Below are 16,252 nucleotides of genomic sequence, written 5' to 3' on the forward strand. Positions count from 1 at the left end.
CGATCGAACGGGAGCCGTCTATCGAATCATTTTCCTACGGAAAACATCGTGTCAGGCGGCGAAGCGCAGGCCGATCTCGCCGCCGTGCTGGCGCACCACCTCGCAGGGCCGCGGGGCGCTGCCCTCGACCTGCAGCACGACGCGGTCCGGCAGCCGGACCGGACGTTCGAGGGAGAGCTTGGCGCCGGACGCGGAGAGGTTGAGCACGAGGCAGGGCATCGCCTCGGCCGGCCCGGATCCGTCCGGCAGCGTGATCCGGGCCGGAATCGAGGTCCTCACCCGTTCCTCGAGCCGCCGCTCCTCGATGCCGCGCAGCCACTCGTCGAGGCTGCCGGCGATCTCGGCGACCCCTGCGGCCGTGGTCTGCACATTGGCGCTGACCTCGCCGGTGATGGTGCGCTGGTGCTCGCTCGCCGCCGCGGTCTCGGCGATGAAGCCCTGGACCGCGTCGACCGCGCCGCGGATCGAGCCGAGCGCCTCGGCGACCTCCCGCGACACCGTCTGCATGGCGCCGATTTCGCCGGAGATCCGGCCCGTCGCGGCGTGCGCCTGGCCGGCGAGGATCTTCACCTCGGCGGCCACGACCGCGAAGCCGCGGCCCGCCGCTCCCGCCCGGGCCGCCTCGATCGTCGCGTTGAGCGCCAGGAGGTTGATCTGCTCGGCGATCACCGTGATCGCCTCGACCACGCCGTTCATCGCCTGGGCAGCCGCATCGAGCCGCACGGTGGCGGCGCCGGCCTCCCCCATGCGGTTCTGGATCTCGTCGACCGCCTGTCGCGACTGGCCCATCCGGGCCGCGATCGAGGCGGAGGTCCGGTGCATCTCCGCGGAGGCCTCCGCCACCGCCTGGACCCGGGTCAGGGTCTTCTCGGCCGCCGCGGTCGCGCGGGCCCGCACGCTCATGCTGTGGGTGACGTCGGTGGCGAACTTGATGACCTTGCAGGGAATCCCGTCGAGGTCGAGGACGGGCGTATAGGTGGCCTGGATCCACACTTCGCGGCCGCCCTTGCCGAGGCGCTGGTAGACTGCGGAGGCGTAGCGCCCGGCGCGCAAGGACTCCCAGAACTCGCCGTAGCTGCGGCTCGCGGCGTAGTCGGGGGCGACGAACAGGCGGTGGTGCCGGCCGACGATCTCGTCGAGGGCATAGCCCATCGCCTTCAGGAAATGGCCGTTGGCATCGAGGACGAGGCCGTCCATGTCGAACTCGATCACCGCCTGGGAACGCAGGGCCGCCTCGATCTTGCCGGCGGTGTCGGCGGCGTGCTGCTTGGCGGCGGTGATGTCGGTGGCGTACTTGACGATCTTGAGCGTGCGCCCGGTCGCGTCGAGGATCGGGTTGTAGGTCGCCTGGATCCAGACCTCGGCCCCGTCCTTGCCCCGGCGCTTGAACTCGCCGGCCTGGTACTTGCCGCGGGCGAGCCGGTCCCAGAAGGCACGGTAGTCCGGCGCGGCAGCCTGCTCGTCGGTGACGAACAGGCGGTGGTGACGCCCGCGCACCTCGTCGGCGCGGTAGCCCATCGCCGTGAGGAAGTGCGGGTTGGCCTCGAGGATCGTGCCGTCGGGGGCGAAGTGGATCACGGCCTGCGAGCGGTCGATGGCGGCGATCTGCCCGGCGGCGTCGATCGCCGCCTGCTTCTCGGCGGTGACGTCGAGGGCGAACTTGACGATCCGGACCGGCCGGCCGGCCGCATCGAGCACGGGGTTGTAGCTGGCGCGGATCCAGACCTCGCGCCCGCCCTTGGCCAGGCGTCGGTACTCGGCGCTTTCGAACTCCCCCCGGCGCAGGGAGGCCCAGAACGCCTCGTAGGCCGGATCCGCCGCCTCGGCGGGATCGACGAACAGGCGGTGATGGCGCCCGCGCACCTCGTCGAGGCGGTAGCCCATCAGGCGGAGAAAATTCTCGTTCGCCTCGATCAGCGTCCCGTCGAGTCCGAACGTCGCGGTGGCCTGCGAGCGCTCGATGGCGTCGAGCTTGGCGGCTTTGCTGGAGTGGCGCGCGAAGGCGAACATATCGTATCCCAGACGATCGTGGGCTTTTCCCCTTGAAGCACGATGCCGTTAACGCCGTCTCACGTAACGTCATCCCGCGTCGGGGTGCCGCACGATCCGGATTTCTTACGTTAGGGCAAGCATCTCGCGGATGCGCAAGGCCAAGGCCTCGACCACGAAGGGCTTGGTCAGCACCTGCATGCCGGGCTCGAACTGCCCGATGCCGAGCGCCGCATGCTCGGCGTAGCCGGTGATGAACAGCACCTTCAGGCCCGGCCGCCGCGCGCGGCCGGCATCCGCCATCTGGCGGCCGTTCATGCCGCCGGGCAGGCCGACATCGGTGACGACGAGGTCGATGCGGACGTCCGATTGCAGCACCTTGAGGCCGGCCGCGCCGTCGGCCGCCTCGATCGCCGTGTAGCCGAGATCCTCCAGCACCTCGGTCACCAGCATGCGCACGGTCGGCTCGTCGTCGACCACGAGCACGGTCTCGCCCTGTTCCGCCCGGGGCGCCTCGGCCAGGGTCGCGGGCGCGGCCTCCGTCTCGCTGGCGCCGTGGTGGCGCGGCAGGACGATGCACACGCTTGTGCCGCGTCCGACCTCCGAGGCGATCCGCACCTGCCCGCCCGATTGCTGGGCGAAGCCGTAGATCATCGAGAGGCCGAGGCCCGTGCCCTGGCCGATCGGCTTCGTGGTGAAGAACGGCTCGAACACCCGGGCGATCACGTCGGGGCTCATGCCGGTGCCGGTATCGGTCACGCAGAGCGACAGGTAGTCGCCGGGCGGAATCTCGTGCCCGCGCGCCGCCGCCGCGTCGAGGCGCAGGTTCGTCGTGTCGATGGCGATGCGCCCGCCCTCCGGCATCGCGTCGCGGGCGTTGAGGCAGAGGTTGAGGAGCGCGTTCTCGAGCTGCGGCGGGTCGACGAGGACGGTCCAGAGATCGGGGGCGCCGGTGACCGCGATCTCGATCGCCGGCCCGACGGTGCGCCGGATCAGCTCCTCCATCCCGGCCACCAGGTGGCTGACGTCGGTGGGCCGCGGATCGAGCGTCTGGCGGCGGGAGAAGGCGAGCAGCCGGTGGGTGAGCGCGGCGGCGCGCTTCGCGGCGCCCTGCGCCGCCGCCATGTAGCGGTCGACATCCTTGAGCCGGCCCTGGCCGATGCGGGTCTGCATCAGCTCCAGCGAGCCCGAGATGCCGGCGAGCAGGTTGTTGAAGTCGTGGGCCAGCCCTCCGGTGAGCTGGCCCACCGCCTCCATCTTCTGCGACTGGCGCAGGGCCTCCTCGGCCCGCATCAGCTCGGCGGTGCGCTCGGCCACCTGCTGCTCCAGGGTCTCGGTCAGCGCCCGCAGCATCGTGGTGGCGCGGTCGCGCTCCGCCTCGACGGCGCGGCGCTCGTTCACGTCGATGAGGACGCCCGGGAAGCTCAGCGGCGTGCCGTCGGGCGCGTGGTCGACCCGCCCGTTCGCCTCGAGCCAGTAATACTGGCCGTCGGCGCGCCGGGTGCGGTACTGGTGGGCATAGGCGCCGCCGCGGATCACCACCGCGTCGATCGCCGCGATCAGGCTGGCCCGGTCGTCGGGATGCACCGTCTCGATCACCTGCTCCAGGCTCAACCCCTCGCGGCCGAGGGCCGGATCGAGGCCGAAGCTGCGGGCGAAGGCTTCGTCGACGGTGAAGCGGTCGTTCGGCAGGTCCCAGAACCAGGTGCCGATGATCGCGCCCGCCGAGAGGGCGAGCTGCACCCGCTCGATGTTCTCGCGGGCGATCGCCTCGCTCTCCCGCAGACGCCGCGTCGCGATCACCTGGGCGGTGGTCTCGTTGGTGAGGATGAACAGGCCGGCGATGCCCCCCTCGCCGTCGAGGACCCGCGAGTAGGAGAAGGTCCACCAGGTCTCGGCCTCGCCCCGATCGGTGCCGAGCTTCCACGGCAGGTCGACGAAGCGCCGGCTGCGGCCCGCCAGCGCGTCGTCGATGATGGGCTTGGCCTGCTCCCAGCCATCGGCCCAGACCCTGTCGAAGCGCTCGCCCATCGCCCAGTCGAGGCGGGGGCCGAGCAGCGGGAAATAGGTCTCGTTGAAGAAGAAATGCAGGTCCGGCCCCCAGGCCAGGATCATGCTCTCGGGCGAGTTCAGCACCAGGCTGAGTGCCGTGCGCAGGGACTCCGGCCAGGTCTCCGGGGGCCCGAGCGGGTGGCCGGCCCAGTCGCGCGCGCGGATCATCGCGGCCGCGCGGCCGCCGCCGGCCAGGAACGGAAGGGTGTCACTCATCGACGTAGCGGCGGGTTCACCTGAGGAGGGTCGGGTCGGGCTCGCGCCGCTGCGACAGGGGCCCGGCCTCGAAAATCGGTTGGGGTCCGGGCGCCGTTCGGCACCCCGTGGCGCAGGGGAAGCACCGGCCGGAGGACCCGTCCCTTATGGCCCGAAGCGGCCGTTTCGGCAAAGCCGTTCGGCGCCGGGCGCGGGCGGCGTCCCCGCCATGGCGGGCCGGCCGCGCTTTTGGCAGGATCCGCGACAGCGCCGCCGAATCGCGACCGGTGATTCGCAGCCCGAAGATTCGCGCACGCATCCTCGGCCGAGCGCCAGGGGAGGACCGACCGGATGGCCCACTTCATCAACGACCGTGCCGCCCTGGTGGCGGAGGCGGTGGACGGCCTCGTCGCGGGCAGCGGCGGGCGGCTCGCCCGCCTCGACGGCGATCCGGCGATCCGGGTCGTGCTGCGGGCCGACTGGAATGCGGACCGCGTCGCGGTCGTCTCGGGGGGCGGCTCGGGCCACGAGCCGGCCCATGCGGGCTTCGTCGGGCGCGGCCTCCTGACCGCGGCCATCTGCGGCGACGTCTTCGCCTCGCCCTCCGTCGACGCGGTGCTGGCGGGGATCCTGGCGGTGACCGGGCCGGCCGGCTGTCTCGTCATCATCAAGAACTATGCCGGCGACCGGCTGAATTTCGGCCTCGCCGCCGAGCGCGCCCGCGCGCTCGGCCTGCCTATCGAGACCGTCACGGTCGCCGACGACGTCGCGATTCCGGGCGCGGCGCAGCCCCGGGGCATCGCCGGCACCCTCCTGGTGCACAAGGTGGCGGGCCACGCGGCGGAAGACGGCCGATCCCTGGCCGAGGTCGCCGCGGCCGCGCGGGCCGCCGCCGCCGGGGTCAAGTCCCTCGGCATCGCGGTCTCGGGCTGCACGATGCCGGGCGGGGTCGCGGAGTCGCGCCTCGCGCCGGGCCAGGCGGAGCTCGGCCTCGGCATCCACGGCGAGCCCGGCATCGAGCGCATCGATCTGCCGCCGGCCGCCGACCTCGCCGGCCTGATGACGGCGCGCCTCGCCGAGGCGCTCCCGGGCGACGGGCCGCTCGCCCTCCTCGTCAACGATCTCGGCGGCACCACGGCGCTCGAGATGCAGGTGCTGACCCGCGCGGTGCTGGCGACGGCGCTCGGCAGCCGGGTGCGCCTGCTCCTCGGGCCCGCCGCCGCGATGACGGCCCTCGACATGCATGGCGCCTCGCTCTCGCTGATGCCGCTCGACGCCGCGACGGAGGCCGCGCTCACCGCCGCGACCGAGGTGCCGGCCTGGCCGCCCGCGGTGCCGGTCGTGGCCCCGGCGACGCGCCCCCTGCCGGACGGTCTCGCGCAGCAGCGCCCGGTCCCCTCCCCGTCGTACGATCCCGCCGTGGCGCGGGCGATCACCGCGATCTGCACGGCCCTGATCGGGGCGGAAGCGGCGCTGAACGCCCTCGACGCGCGGGTCGGGGACGGCGACACCGGCACCACCTTCGCGGCGGCGGCCCGTGCCGTGCTCGCCGATCTCGACCGGCTGCCGCAGGCCGAGCCCGCCGCCCTGTGCGGCGCGCTCTCCGACCGCCTCGCCCGGGTGGCCGGCGGTTCGAGCGGGGTGCTGATGTCGATCTTCTTTGCGGCCACCGGATCCGGCCTCGCGGACGGGTTGGGCTGGCCCGGATCCCTCGATCGCGGCGCGGCGCGTCTCCAGGCCCATGGCGGCGCGCGCCCCGGCGACCGCACCCTGCTCGACGCCCTGGTGCCGGCCCTCGCGGCCCTGCCCGAAGGTGGTCTCGCTGCGGCGGCGCGGGCGGCGGAAGCGGGGGCTACCGCCACCGCCCGGATGATCCGGGCCGGGACCGGTCGGTCGAGCTATCTCGCCGCCGGAGACCTCGACGGTGTGGAGGATCCGGGCGCCGTCGCGGTGGCACGGGCTTTCGCGGCGCTGAGCGGCTGAGACGCCAGGCGACCGACCGCTGCATCCAGCCGCGTGCGCGTGGCGCCGGGACGGGCGGACGGGATCGGAAGAAGAATTGGCGCGGGATTTCTGCCCAGCCCGCGGGCGCAGGGCTCTTCGGGGAAGATCGCTTTGAGAATCAAGGACGGGATCCCCTCTCCCATACGGGGAGGCGGGCCCACGTGACGTCCTTTCCCCGGATCATCCCCTGCGCGTCCGCCGGCCGACGTGCAGGGTCGTGACGGCCCTTACACCAACGGCCTAAGGTGCTTACGCATCAATTCGTTCCCGGGCAGGCCCGGAATTGACGAGGTCGTTGATCCATCTCGAATTTTCGATGGCAGGCCCGGAGGTCCGGAACCTTGGGCTGGGCGAAAATTCGAGAACGGAACCAAAGGTCGTTTTCTTGCGACCGTCGGTATCACGGGCCGCGACGGCCGCGGCGGGGTTTGCCCTCGCCCGGGGTCTCGGGTGCTTCGGTCGCTTCGAGCGTCGCGTCGGGGGCGGGCGTCGTGTCGGGGGCGGGCGTCCCGACCGCCTCGACGGCGTCGTCTCCCTCCTCGTTCCGCACCGAGCGGCGCCGCTGCTGGCCGAGGCCGAGCGAGCGGGCCAGCTCGGAGCGCTGCTCCGAATAGCTCGCCGAGGTCATCGGGTAGTCGTGGGGCAGGCCCCATTTCTGCCGGTAGGCTTCAGGTGTTAGACCCCGCAAGGTGAGATGGCGGCGCAGGGTCTTATATGACTTGCCGTCCTCGAAGCTGATCAGGAAGTCATGGGTGATCGAACGGCGGATCTCGCTCGGCGTCGCCTTGGGGTGGGCCGGCTCGGGGGGAGTTTTGCTGCCCCGCGCCATCTCGTTCAGCGCACCATAGACATCCGATATCAGCTTCGGCAACTCGGCGCTCTGCAGGTGATTGCTGCTGACGTAGGCAGAGATAATATCAGCCGTCAGAGTGACAATCTGGTCGTGAGTGTTAGCGGTTGCATCCATCCCGGCACGCTCGGAGAATCAATGAAACTCGGTGCTCTCTCCTTAAGTTCGCCACACCCGAAAATGCAAGGATTATCTCGTGATAAAAATCCCAATCCCGGTGGATTCGATCGATTGACATAACAAGCGCACGCGGAAGCGACCGCCATGCTGCCCGGTCGGGCGGTTGCGTGGCCGGAACCCGGCCGCGAGGCCACGGTTCTCCCACCGGATACCGGGGAGCGGTGCGGGAGAAGCTTGATGCGCGTCGTCGTCGATCTGAACCGCTGCCAAGCCTATGCCCAGTGCTGTTACGCCGCGCCGGACCGCTTCGTGCTGCGGGGCGACGAGATCCTGGTCTACGACCCGGCGCCGCCCGCTTCGGACCGCGCGGCGGTCGACCGGGCGGTGCAGGCCTGCCCGGTCCGGGCCATCCGGGTCGAGCACGAGGATGCGCCGGCGGAGCGCCCGGCGTGAGGGACGGGACCATCGTGGTCGCCGGCGCCTCGCTGGCGGGTCTGCGCGGGGCGGAGGCCCTGCGGACGAACGGATTTTCCGGCCGCCTGATCCTCGTCGGCGACGAGCCCCATCGTCCCTACGACCGCCCTCCCCTGTCCAAGCACGTCCTCACCGGCGAGATCCCGCCCGGCGCCACGACCCTGCCGGGCGTCGGCACCCTTCGGGCCGAGTGGCGCCTCGGCACCCCGGCCGCCGGCCTCGACCGGGCCGGCCGGGCGCTCCTCCTGGCGGATGGCGGGCGCGTCCCCTTCGACCGTCTGCTGATCGCCACCGGGGCCCGCGCCCGGGCCTGGCCGGCCCCCGAGGAGGCGCGCTTGTCGGGCGTCCACACGCTGCGGAGCCGGGACGACGCGGCGGCCCTGGCGGCGGGCCTCGCGGCGCGGCCGCGGCGGGTGCTGATCCTGGGGGCCGGCTTCATCGGCTGCGAAGTCGCCTCCAGCATCCGCTCCCTCGGGCTGCCGGTCACGGTCGTCGATCCGGCGCCGGCGCCCCTCGCCCAGGCGCTCGGCCGCGTCATCGGCGGCTTCGTCGCCGGGCGGATGGTGGCCGCGGGGGTCGATCTCCGTCTGGGCATGCGGGTGACGCGCCTGGAGGGCGACCGCGCGGTCCGACGCGCCCGGCTCGAGGATGGCGGGACGGTCGAGGCCGACCTCGTCGTGGTGGCGTTGGGGGCTGTGCGCAACACCGGCTGGCTCGCCGGCGCCGGCCTCGATGCCGACGAGGGCGGCCTGTCCTGCGACGGCGCCTGCCGCGCCCTCGACGGGGAGGGCCATCCCGTCCCGGACATCTTCGCTGCCGGCGACGTGGCGCGGTTCCCCCACCCGCTCCTTGGCAACCGTCCGGTCGCCCTGGAGCATTGGGGCAACGCGGTCGCGCAGGCCGCGCACGCCGCCCGGGCGATGCTGGACGGGCCGGATTCCGTCGGGCCCTACGCCGAGGTGCCGGCCTTCTGGTCGAACCAGTTCGGGCTCACCATCAAGTCGCTGGGCCTCACCGAGGGGGCCGACGCGGTGGCGATCGTGCAGGGCAGCCCGCGGGCCGGCCGGTTCCTCGCGGCCTATGGCCGGGCCGGGCGGACGGTCGCGGCGGTCTCGGTCAATGCCGGGCGCTGGCTGCCGGCTTACGAGGGCCCGATCCGGGACGGCGCACCCTTTCCGCCGATCACCGGCGGGGCCGACCAGCCGAGGCCGGAGTCGGTGCCGCCGGGCCTGCCGGCCCCGAAGGTCGCCTGATCCCTCAACAGACTCGCGTCGGCAAGCCGACGCAAGTCTGTTGAGGTTTTGTTTTGCTGCAGATCCTTGTCGCAAAACCGGCGACCACGTTTGCGAGATCTGCTGAGAAGGCCCCTCATGACCGACGCTCCCGACGGCACCCTGTTCACGCAGATCCGAGATCCGGCGAACCGCGCCGACCCCTACCCGCTCTACGCCCGCCTGCGGGCGCAACCGGTGGCGCGCCAGGACGACGGCAGCGACGACGGCACCTGGGTGGCGAGCGGCTACGCGGCGATCCGCGCGCTCCTTCACGACCCGCGGGTCAGCTCGGAGGACCTGCCGCCGGCAGAGCATCCGCCCACCGGCAACCCGGTCAAGGACTGGATCGTCAACCCGCTGAAGGACTGGATCACCGACCGCCACCGCCCCTTCATCTTCCGCGATCCGCCCGACCACGGCGCCTTGCGCCGCCAGGTGATGAGCCAGCTCACCATTGCACGGGTGCGCGGCATGAAGCGGCGGACGGAGGCCCTGGTGGCGCAGTGCCTGGACCGATGCGCCGGCTGCCGTCGCTTCGACCTCGTCGACGACCTCGCCTATCCGCTGCCCGTCACGGTGATCTGCGAGCTGCTCGGCGTGCCGCGGGAGGACGAGCCGCGCTTCCATGCCTGGGCGACCCAGCTCGCCACGGCCCTGGAGCCCGAGAGCCGCCACGACGAGGCCTTGCGCGCCCGCAACACCGAGACCTTCGACGCCATCGCGTCGTATATGCGCGACCTGATCCGCGAGAAGCGCCGGGCGCCCGCGGACGACCTGCTCTCGGGGCTCGCGACCGCGAAGGACCCGCAGGTCGGGCGGATGAGCGGCCCCGACCTCGTCGCCACCGCGATCCTGCTGCTGATCGCCGGGCACGAGACCACCGTGAACCTGATCACCAACGGGATGCTGACGCTGCTGCGCCATCCGGCCGAACTCGCGCGCCTGCGCGCCGATCCCGAGCGGGCGCCCCTGGTGATCGAGGAACTCCTGCGCTACGAGCCGCCGGTGCATTTCCGCACGCGGCTCACGCGGGCGCCGATCCCGGTCGCCGGCACGGTGATCCCCGCAGGCGTGCCCCTGGTGCTGCTGTTCGCCGCCGGCAACCGCGATCCGGCACGCTTCCCCGATCCCGACCGCTTCGACCCGGACCGGGAGGACAACCAGCATTTCGGCTTCGGCGGCGCCCTGCATTACTGCGTCGGCGCGCCGCTCGCCCGCATCGAGGCCGAGGCCGCCCTGACCGCGCTCGCCGCCCGGCTGAGCGCCCCCCGCCTCGCCGAGGACCCGCCGCCCTACCGGCCCGGCGCTTCCTTGCGCGGCCCGAAGCGCCTGCTGCTGCAGATCGACGGGATCGGGTGAGGCACCGTTGGGCCACACGCGCGTTGCCTGCCGACGAGGCGTCGACTGACGAAGGGGCAGGCCATGGCCGAGACGGGTTCCGGGACGAACACTGCCGAGGAGAAGCCGGATTTCGCCCGCGGGATCCCGTCGGGCGATTTGCCCGAGGGCGCGATGATCGAGGGCACCCTCGGTGAGGACAAGGTGCTGCTCCTGCGTCGCGACGGCCGGGTCCGGGCGATCGGCGCCCGCTGCACCCATCTCGGCGCACCGCTCGCCAAGGGCATCGTGGTGGAGGGGGAGGTGCGCTGCCCCTGGCACCATGCCCGCTTCAGCCTGGAGACCGGCGAGGCGGTCGGTGCCCCGGCCTTCGATCCGCTGCCGTGCTACCGCGTCGAGGAGCGCGACGGCCGCGTCACCGTGACCGGTCGGCGCGCGGCGGCGCCCCGATCGTCCGACGAGGCCTCCGCGACGACGGCGCCCGGCAGGGTGGTCGTCATCGGCGGCGGGGCCGGCGGGCATGCCTGCGCCGAGTGGCTGGCCCGGGCCGGCCATGGCGGCGCCGTCACCCTGGTGAGCGACGATCCCGATCCGCCCTACGACCGCACCTTCTGCTCGAAGCAGTACCTCTCCGGCAAGGCGAAGCGCGAGGCGACGCTGCTGGCCCCCGAGGGCTTCTACGGCGGAGACGGGCCCCGTCTCCTGCGCGACCGGGTGGTCTCGCTCGATCTCGGCGCCGAGGAGATCGTGACCGCCGGCGGCGAGCGGCTGCCCTACGACGCCCTGGTGATCGCGACGGGCGCCGCGCCCCAGCGGCCGGACCTGCCGGGCTTCGATCGCCCCACCGTCCATACCCTGCGCAGCCTGTCCGACGCCGATGCGCTGATCGCGGCGGCGGAGAGCGCCCGCAGCGTCGCGGTGGTGGGCGCGAGCTTCATCGGCCTCGAAGTCGCCGCCGCGATGGTGGCCCGCGAGAGGACCGTCACGGTGGTGGCGCCGGATGCGGTGCCGCTCAAGAAGGTCCTCGGAGAGGCGGTCGGCCGCTTCGTCCAGGGCCTGCACGAGGCGAAGGGCGTGACCTTCCGCCTCGGCCGCCAGGTGACGGGCTTCGACGGGACGGCCCTGACCCTCGATGACGGCGGCCGGATCGAGGCCGATCTCGTGGTGCTCGGCACCGGCGTCGCGCCCCGGACCGACTTGGCGGAGGCCGCCGGCCTGGCGCTCGCGGGCAAGGACGAGGGCGGCGGCATCGCGGTCGATGGAAGCTTGCGCGCCTCCGCCCCCGGGATCTACGCGATCGGCGACGTCGCGTCCTATCCGGATCCGCGCAGCGGGCGGCGCCTGCGGGTCGAGCATTGGGTCCACGCCCAGCGCCAGGGCCAGCACGTCGCCCGCGCGCTCTTGGCAGGGGCGACTTTGGGCGGGACGGCGCCCTTTGCCGAGACCCCGTTCTTCTGGAGCGGCCATTACGGCACCAGCCTGCGCTATGTCGGCCATGCCGCGTCGGCGGAGGATGCCCGCATCGAGGGCGAGGTGAGCCGGGGCGACTTCGCGGTCACGTACCGGGAGGACGGGCGCGACGCCGCGCTCGCCACCTGCAAGCGGGACAAGCCGTCGCTCGAGGTCGAGGCCGCGTGGGACCGCGAGGCCCGGGCGGCTGCGGGCTGATCGGCGCGATCGTCGCCCGCGACGCATGCCGGCGACTTGCGCGCCGGCCGGATCGCGGGCACGTGGCGGGATCAGGTTCCACGGCCGAGACAGGGGCCCGTCCACCGTTGCCGAGCGATGATACCCCGGGCCTCGCCCGCCTCGAAGGCCTGATCGGCTACACCCTGCGGCGGGCGCAGGTCGCGGTCTCCCGCAGCTTCGTCGAGCTGTTCGCCGATCTCGACGTGCGCCAGAGCCAGCTCGGCGTGCTCACCGTGATCGAGGGCAGCCCGGGGGCGCGGCCGAGCCAGGTCGGCGCGGCGATCGGCATCAAGCGGGCCAATATCGGCCCGCTCCTCGACGAGCTGGAGGCCCGTGGCCTCGTGCGGCGCGAGCCCGACCCGACGGACCGCCGCTCGCAATCCCTCTTCCTCACGGCCGCCGGCGAGGCGCTGATGGCCGAGCTGCACCGCCGCGAGGCCGCCCACGAGGAGCGCATCGCCGCCTTCCTGAACCCGGAGGAGCGGAGCGCGCTCCTCGGCCTACTGCGCCGCCTCGAGCAGGGGGCGCGGGACGTGGCGGGGGACGAGGGGACGGAGGAGACCGACTGACCCTCACTCGCCCCGGAACCGCCGGACCAGCTCCTCCGGGATCGGCGCCGCCTTCATCCGGGCCGGGTCGTCGGGGTGGCGGCCGGCCCAGACCCGGCGCTCGCGGCCCTCGACCGCGAGCTCGCCGGCATTGAACAGGCGGTGGCGCACGGCGAAGCTGGAGCGGCCGAGATCCACCACCGTCGAGACGATCTCGACCCGGTCGCCGTAGCGCGAGGGTTTCAGGAACCGCGCCCCGGTCTCGACCAGCGGGATGCCGACGAGGTCGTAGCGGGCGAGCATCGCGGCCTTCGGCAGCCCGGTCGCGGCCTCGCACAGCATCGCGGTCGACCAGTCGAAGAAGTCGAAGAAGCGCGGGTTGAACACGATGCCGGCCGGGTCGCAATGGCCCCATTCCACCGTCAGGCTGCGGGCATGGGTGAAGCCCTCGTGGTCGACGGTTTGGGTCTCGGGCGCGCTCATGCGGTCTCCGGCGTGATGATGGCGGGGGCGTAGGGCGCGGCGTAGAGGCGGGCGACGGCGTCCGCCCGGTTGCGCAGCACGCCGCGCTGGTTGATCGAGCCCTTGTCGGTCACCTCGTCCCGGTCCAGGGCGGGCGGCTCGGCGAGCAGCAGGAGCCGGGCGACGCGGTTCGACGAGCCGGTCGATCTCTGCGCGAAGGCCGCGAGGCGCCGGGCGAAAGCCCGCCGCACCGTCGGATGGGCGAGGATCGCGTCGTCGTCGCCCGATTCTCCGCCGTTTTCCTTGCAGAGGGCCCGGCAGGCGGCGAGATCGGGGAAGACCAGGGCCGTGACCTCGTCGCGGGCTTCGCCCGCGATGGCGACGTCGCGCACCAGCGGCTGGAACGCGTCGAGGAAGGCGGCGCGCAACGGGCCGACGCTGACCCAGACCCCGGTCGTGAGCTTGAAATCCTCGTTGAGGCGGCCGTCGAAGGTGTAGCCGCGCTGGAGGTCATTGGGATCGACCGGCACGAGCGCGTCGCCGAGGCGGTAGAACCCCTCCTCGTCGAACGCTGCCGCCGTCAGGTCCGGCCGGCGCCAGTAGCCGGGAGTGACGTTCGGCCCGCGCACCCGCGCCTCGCGCTTGGTGCCGACAGGCGCCACCTTCAGCTCGACCCCCGGCGCCGGCAGGCCGACCTGGCCGGCCTTCGCCGGGCGGTCGTCGGTGACGAGGGCCATCGGGGCAGTCTCGGTGGCGCCTAATCCCGTCACCATCGGCACCGTCCGGCCGATCGTCGCCTGCGCGAGGTCGTCGATCGCGTCCCAGACCGGCTGCGGCAGGCCGGCGGCGGCGAAGAAGGTGACCTGGAGCCGGCTGAAGAAGTTCTTTCGCAAGGCCTCGTCGTCGCGCAGGTGCGGCACCAGCGCCTCGAAGCCCTTCGGCACGGTGAGGTAGAGGGTGGGGGCGACCTCGCGCAAGGTGCGTACGGTCTCCCGGATGCCGCCGGGGGTCGGGCGGCCCTCGTCGATGTACAGGGTGCCGCCATTCGCCAGCACCAGGTTGAAGTTGTGGTTGCCTCCGAAGGTGTGGTGCCAGGGCAACCAGTCCACCATCACGGGCGGCTCGGCCGTGAGGCCGGGGAAGCGCGCCTGCAGCATCGCCTGGTTGGAGCCGAGCATCCGGTGGGTGTTCACCACCGCCTTCGGCACGCCGGTGGAGCCGGAGGTGAACAGGAGCTTCGCCACCGTCCCCGGCTCGACCGCCTGATGCGCCGCCGCGACGGCGGCGGGGTCCTCGCCCCGCATCAGGTCGTCGACCTTCGTGACCGGCCGGCCGATCTCGGCGCCATCGGCGATCACCACCTCCGTGCCCGCCGGGATCGCCGCCGCGATGGCGGGCGCGTAAGTGGCGCCCTCGGCCGCGAAGACGAGGCCGGGGGTGAGGAGTTCGACGATCGCCCGCAGGCGGGCATGGTCCTGCGACACCGTGGAATAGGCCGGCGAGACCGGCGCCACCGCGATGCCGACATGGAGGGCGGCGAGGGAGAGGAGTGCGTGCTCGAAGCTGTTGCCCGACAGGATCATCACCGGCCGCTCGGCCGACAGGTTCCGGGTGAGGAGCGCCGCGGCGATGCGCTCGACGGCCTGGAGCGCCGCCCCATAGGTCAGGGGCTCGAACGCCCCGTCCTTAGCCCGGCGCACCAGGAACGGCCGGTCCGGCGCCTCGGCGGCGTGGCGGGTGAGGTGCGCGGTCAGGCGCTCAGGGTAAGGCGGCAGGGCCGCCTTCGCGGTGACGACGAGGCTGCCGTCGTCCCGCTCGAGGAAGCGATGCGAGGTCATCGTCGCTTTAGCCCTTCACCAGCGGGCAGCCGCCCTCGGAGAGCGGGCGCCACGCCTCCTCGGCCGGCACGGTGCGCACCGGCTTGAAATAGTCCCAGCCGCCCTTGCTCTCGGCCGGGGTCTTGGTCTCGAGCAGGTACATCGGGTGCAGCTTGCGCCCGTCCTCGCGGATGCGGCCCTTGCCGAAGATCGGATCGTCGGTCGGCATCGCCTTCATGGCCGCCACCACCGCGCGGCCGTCGCCGGCCTCCTTCACGGTGGCGAGCGCCTTCAGGTAGTGCTCCACCGCCGAGTAGATGCCGGCCTGCATGTCGTTCGGCATGGCGTGGCGCGGGTGGCGCGCGGCATAGCGCGCCGCGAAGGCCCGGGTGCCGTCGTTGAGGTCCCAGTAGTAGGGCGTGACGATGTAGACGCCCTGCGTCGCCTTGAGGCCGAGCGCCGGCATGTTGGTGATGTTGAGGATCAGCCCGGCGAGGCGCTGGCCCGGGGCGATGCCGAACTCCGCCGCCTGCTTCAGGGCGTTCGAGGTGTCGTCGCCGGCATTCGCCAGCCCGATCACGTCGGCGCCCGATCCTTGCGCCTGGAGCAGGAAGGACGAGAAGTCGGATGTCCCCAGCGGGTGGCGTGCCGAGCCCTTCACGCTGCCGCCATCGGCCTTGACCTCCTCGGCGGCCGAGCCTTCGAGGTCCTTGCCGAAGGTGTAGTCGGCGGTGAGGAAGTACCAGGATTTCCCGCCCTGCTGCACCAGCGCCTTGGCCAGCGCGTGGCCGAGCGACCAGGTGTCGTAGGTCCAGTGCACGGTGTTGGGCGAGCATTGCTTGCCGGTCAGCTCGGCGGTGCCGGCGCCCGAGCCGATGAAGACCTTGTTCTTCTCCCGCGCCAGGTTCGCCACGGCGAGCGCGACGGCGGAGTTCGGCACGTCGAGGATCAGGTCGACGCCGTCCTGGTCGAACCAGCGCCGGGCGATCGACGCGCCGATATCGGTCTTGTTCTGGTGGTCGGCCGAGACCAGCTCGACCGGCCGCCCGGCCTGTTTCGCAAAGTCCTCGATGGCGAGCTGGGCGGCGATGACCGAGCCCTGGCCCTGATAGTCGGCATAGGGGCCCGACATGTCGTTGAGGACGCCGATCTTCACCGGCCGCTCGGCGGCGGCGGCGTGGGTGAAGAGAGGCAGGAGGGCGGCGAGGGCCGGGGCGAGCCGGCGGACGGGGCGACGGGGCATGGTTTCCTCCGGGGGTGGCGGTGGCCGGTCTTGGTGCCGGGTTCCTTGGGGATCGTCTTGCGTCGTCGGAGCGCTTTGTCCTTGGCAGGCCAAAGTAAATAAAGGCGCGGAATCCCCTCTCCCATGTGGGAGAGGGAAACAGTGCTTGAGTTGTTACTCTGTGTGATTCCACTTCTCACGGTCATTATGAGGCCGCG

At 72.4% G+C, this 16,252-nt stretch carries 12 protein-coding genes; 6 read left to right on the forward strand and 6 right to left on the reverse strand.

Features of this window, described 5'->3' with window-relative positions; genetic code table 11:
* Positions 1 to 51: 51 nt before the first annotated feature.
* Together DA075_RS12415 and DA075_RS12420 are read right to left on the reverse strand one after the other, a co-directional pair.
* Positions 52 to 2,010: a methyl-accepting chemotaxis protein gene (locus DA075_RS12415; RefSeq protein WP_099953495.1), complete on the reverse strand. Its 1,959-nt coding sequence runs from the start codon at positions 2,008 to 2,010 to the stop codon at positions 52 to 54.
* Positions 2,011 to 2,115: 105 nt separating this feature from the next.
* Positions 2,116 to 4,257, reverse strand: a complete 2,142-nt coding sequence (locus DA075_RS12420) for a PAS domain-containing hybrid sensor histidine kinase/response regulator (protein WP_099953496.1) — start codon at positions 4,255 to 4,257, stop codon at positions 2,116 to 2,118.
* A gap of 330 nt (positions 4,258 to 4,587) precedes the next feature.
* Here DA075_RS12420 and DA075_RS12425 point away from each other — a divergent pair, with 330 nt between their 5' ends.
* Positions 4,588 to 6,219, forward strand: a complete 1,632-nt coding sequence (locus DA075_RS12425) for a dihydroxyacetone kinase subunit DhaK (protein ID WP_099953497.1) — start codon at positions 4,588 to 4,590, stop codon at positions 6,217 to 6,219.
* Positions 6,220 to 6,640: 421 nt separating this feature from the next.
* Here the strand turns inward: DA075_RS12425 and DA075_RS12430 are convergent, their stop codons facing one another.
* Positions 6,641 to 7,207 carry a Ros/MucR family transcriptional regulator gene (locus tag DA075_RS12430; protein ID WP_099953498.1) on the reverse strand — a complete coding sequence of 189 codons (567 nt, stop codon included), beginning with the start codon at positions 7,205 to 7,207 and terminating at the stop codon, positions 6,641 to 6,643.
* 240 nt (positions 7,208 to 7,447) lie between these two features.
* Here DA075_RS12430 and DA075_RS12435 point away from each other — a divergent pair, with 240 nt between their 5' ends.
* The 5 genes from DA075_RS12435 (at position 7,448) to DA075_RS36560 (ending at position 12,554) form a co-directional block, all read left to right on the forward strand.
* Positions 7,448 to 7,663: a ferredoxin gene (locus DA075_RS12435; protein ID WP_099953499.1), complete on the forward strand. Its 216-nt coding sequence runs from the start codon at positions 7,448 to 7,450 to the stop codon at positions 7,661 to 7,663.
* Positions 7,660 to 8,937, forward strand: a complete 1,278-nt coding sequence (locus DA075_RS12440; protein ID WP_099953500.1) for an NAD(P)/FAD-dependent oxidoreductase — start codon at positions 7,660 to 7,662, stop codon at positions 8,935 to 8,937. The genes DA075_RS12435 and DA075_RS12440 overlap by 4 nt, the downstream gene beginning before the upstream one ends.
* Positions 8,938 to 9,054: 117 nt before the next feature.
* Positions 9,055 to 10,317, forward strand: coding sequence for a cytochrome P450 (locus DA075_RS12445; protein ID WP_099953501.1), 1,263 nt, complete (start codon positions 9,055 to 9,057; stop codon positions 10,315 to 10,317).
* A 63-nt stretch (positions 10,318 to 10,380) separates the two neighbouring features.
* On the forward strand, positions 10,381 to 11,964 hold the full coding sequence (locus DA075_RS12450; protein WP_099953502.1) for an FAD-dependent oxidoreductase: 1,584 nt from the start codon (positions 10,381 to 10,383) through the stop codon (positions 11,962 to 11,964).
* Positions 11,965 to 12,071: 107 nt separating this feature from the next.
* Positions 12,072 to 12,554, forward strand: coding sequence for a MarR family winged helix-turn-helix transcriptional regulator (locus DA075_RS36560; protein ID WP_164712312.1), 483 nt, complete (start codon positions 12,072 to 12,074; stop codon positions 12,552 to 12,554).
* A 3-nt stretch (positions 12,555 to 12,557) separates the two neighbouring features.
* On the opposite strand, the gene DA075_RS12460 is transcribed toward DA075_RS36560, so the two are convergent.
* The 3 genes from DA075_RS12460 to DA075_RS12470 are packed head-to-tail and all read right to left on the reverse strand — an operon-like array spanning position 12,558 to position 16,055.
* Positions 12,558 to 13,016, reverse strand: coding sequence for an acyl-CoA thioesterase (locus tag DA075_RS12460; protein ID WP_099953504.1), 459 nt, complete (start codon positions 13,014 to 13,016; stop codon positions 12,558 to 12,560).
* On the reverse strand, positions 13,013 to 14,833 hold the full coding sequence (locus tag DA075_RS12465) for a feruloyl-CoA synthase (protein ID WP_099953505.1): 1,821 nt from the start codon (positions 14,831 to 14,833) through the stop codon (positions 13,013 to 13,015). Before DA075_RS12465 ends, DA075_RS12460 begins: the two co-directional genes overlap by 4 nt.
* Positions 14,834 to 14,840: 7 nt before the next feature.
* The gene (locus DA075_RS12470; protein ID WP_099953506.1) at positions 14,841 to 16,055 is read right to left on the reverse strand and encodes an ABC transporter substrate-binding protein; all 1,215 of its coding nucleotides are present in this window, start codon (positions 16,053 to 16,055) and stop codon (positions 14,841 to 14,843) included.
* Between the last annotated feature and the right edge of the window lie 197 nt (positions 16,056 to 16,252).

It is taken from the genome of Methylobacterium currus (assembly GCF_003058325.1).
Lineage (GTDB): Bacteria > Pseudomonadota > Alphaproteobacteria > Rhizobiales > Beijerinckiaceae > Methylobacterium > Methylobacterium currus.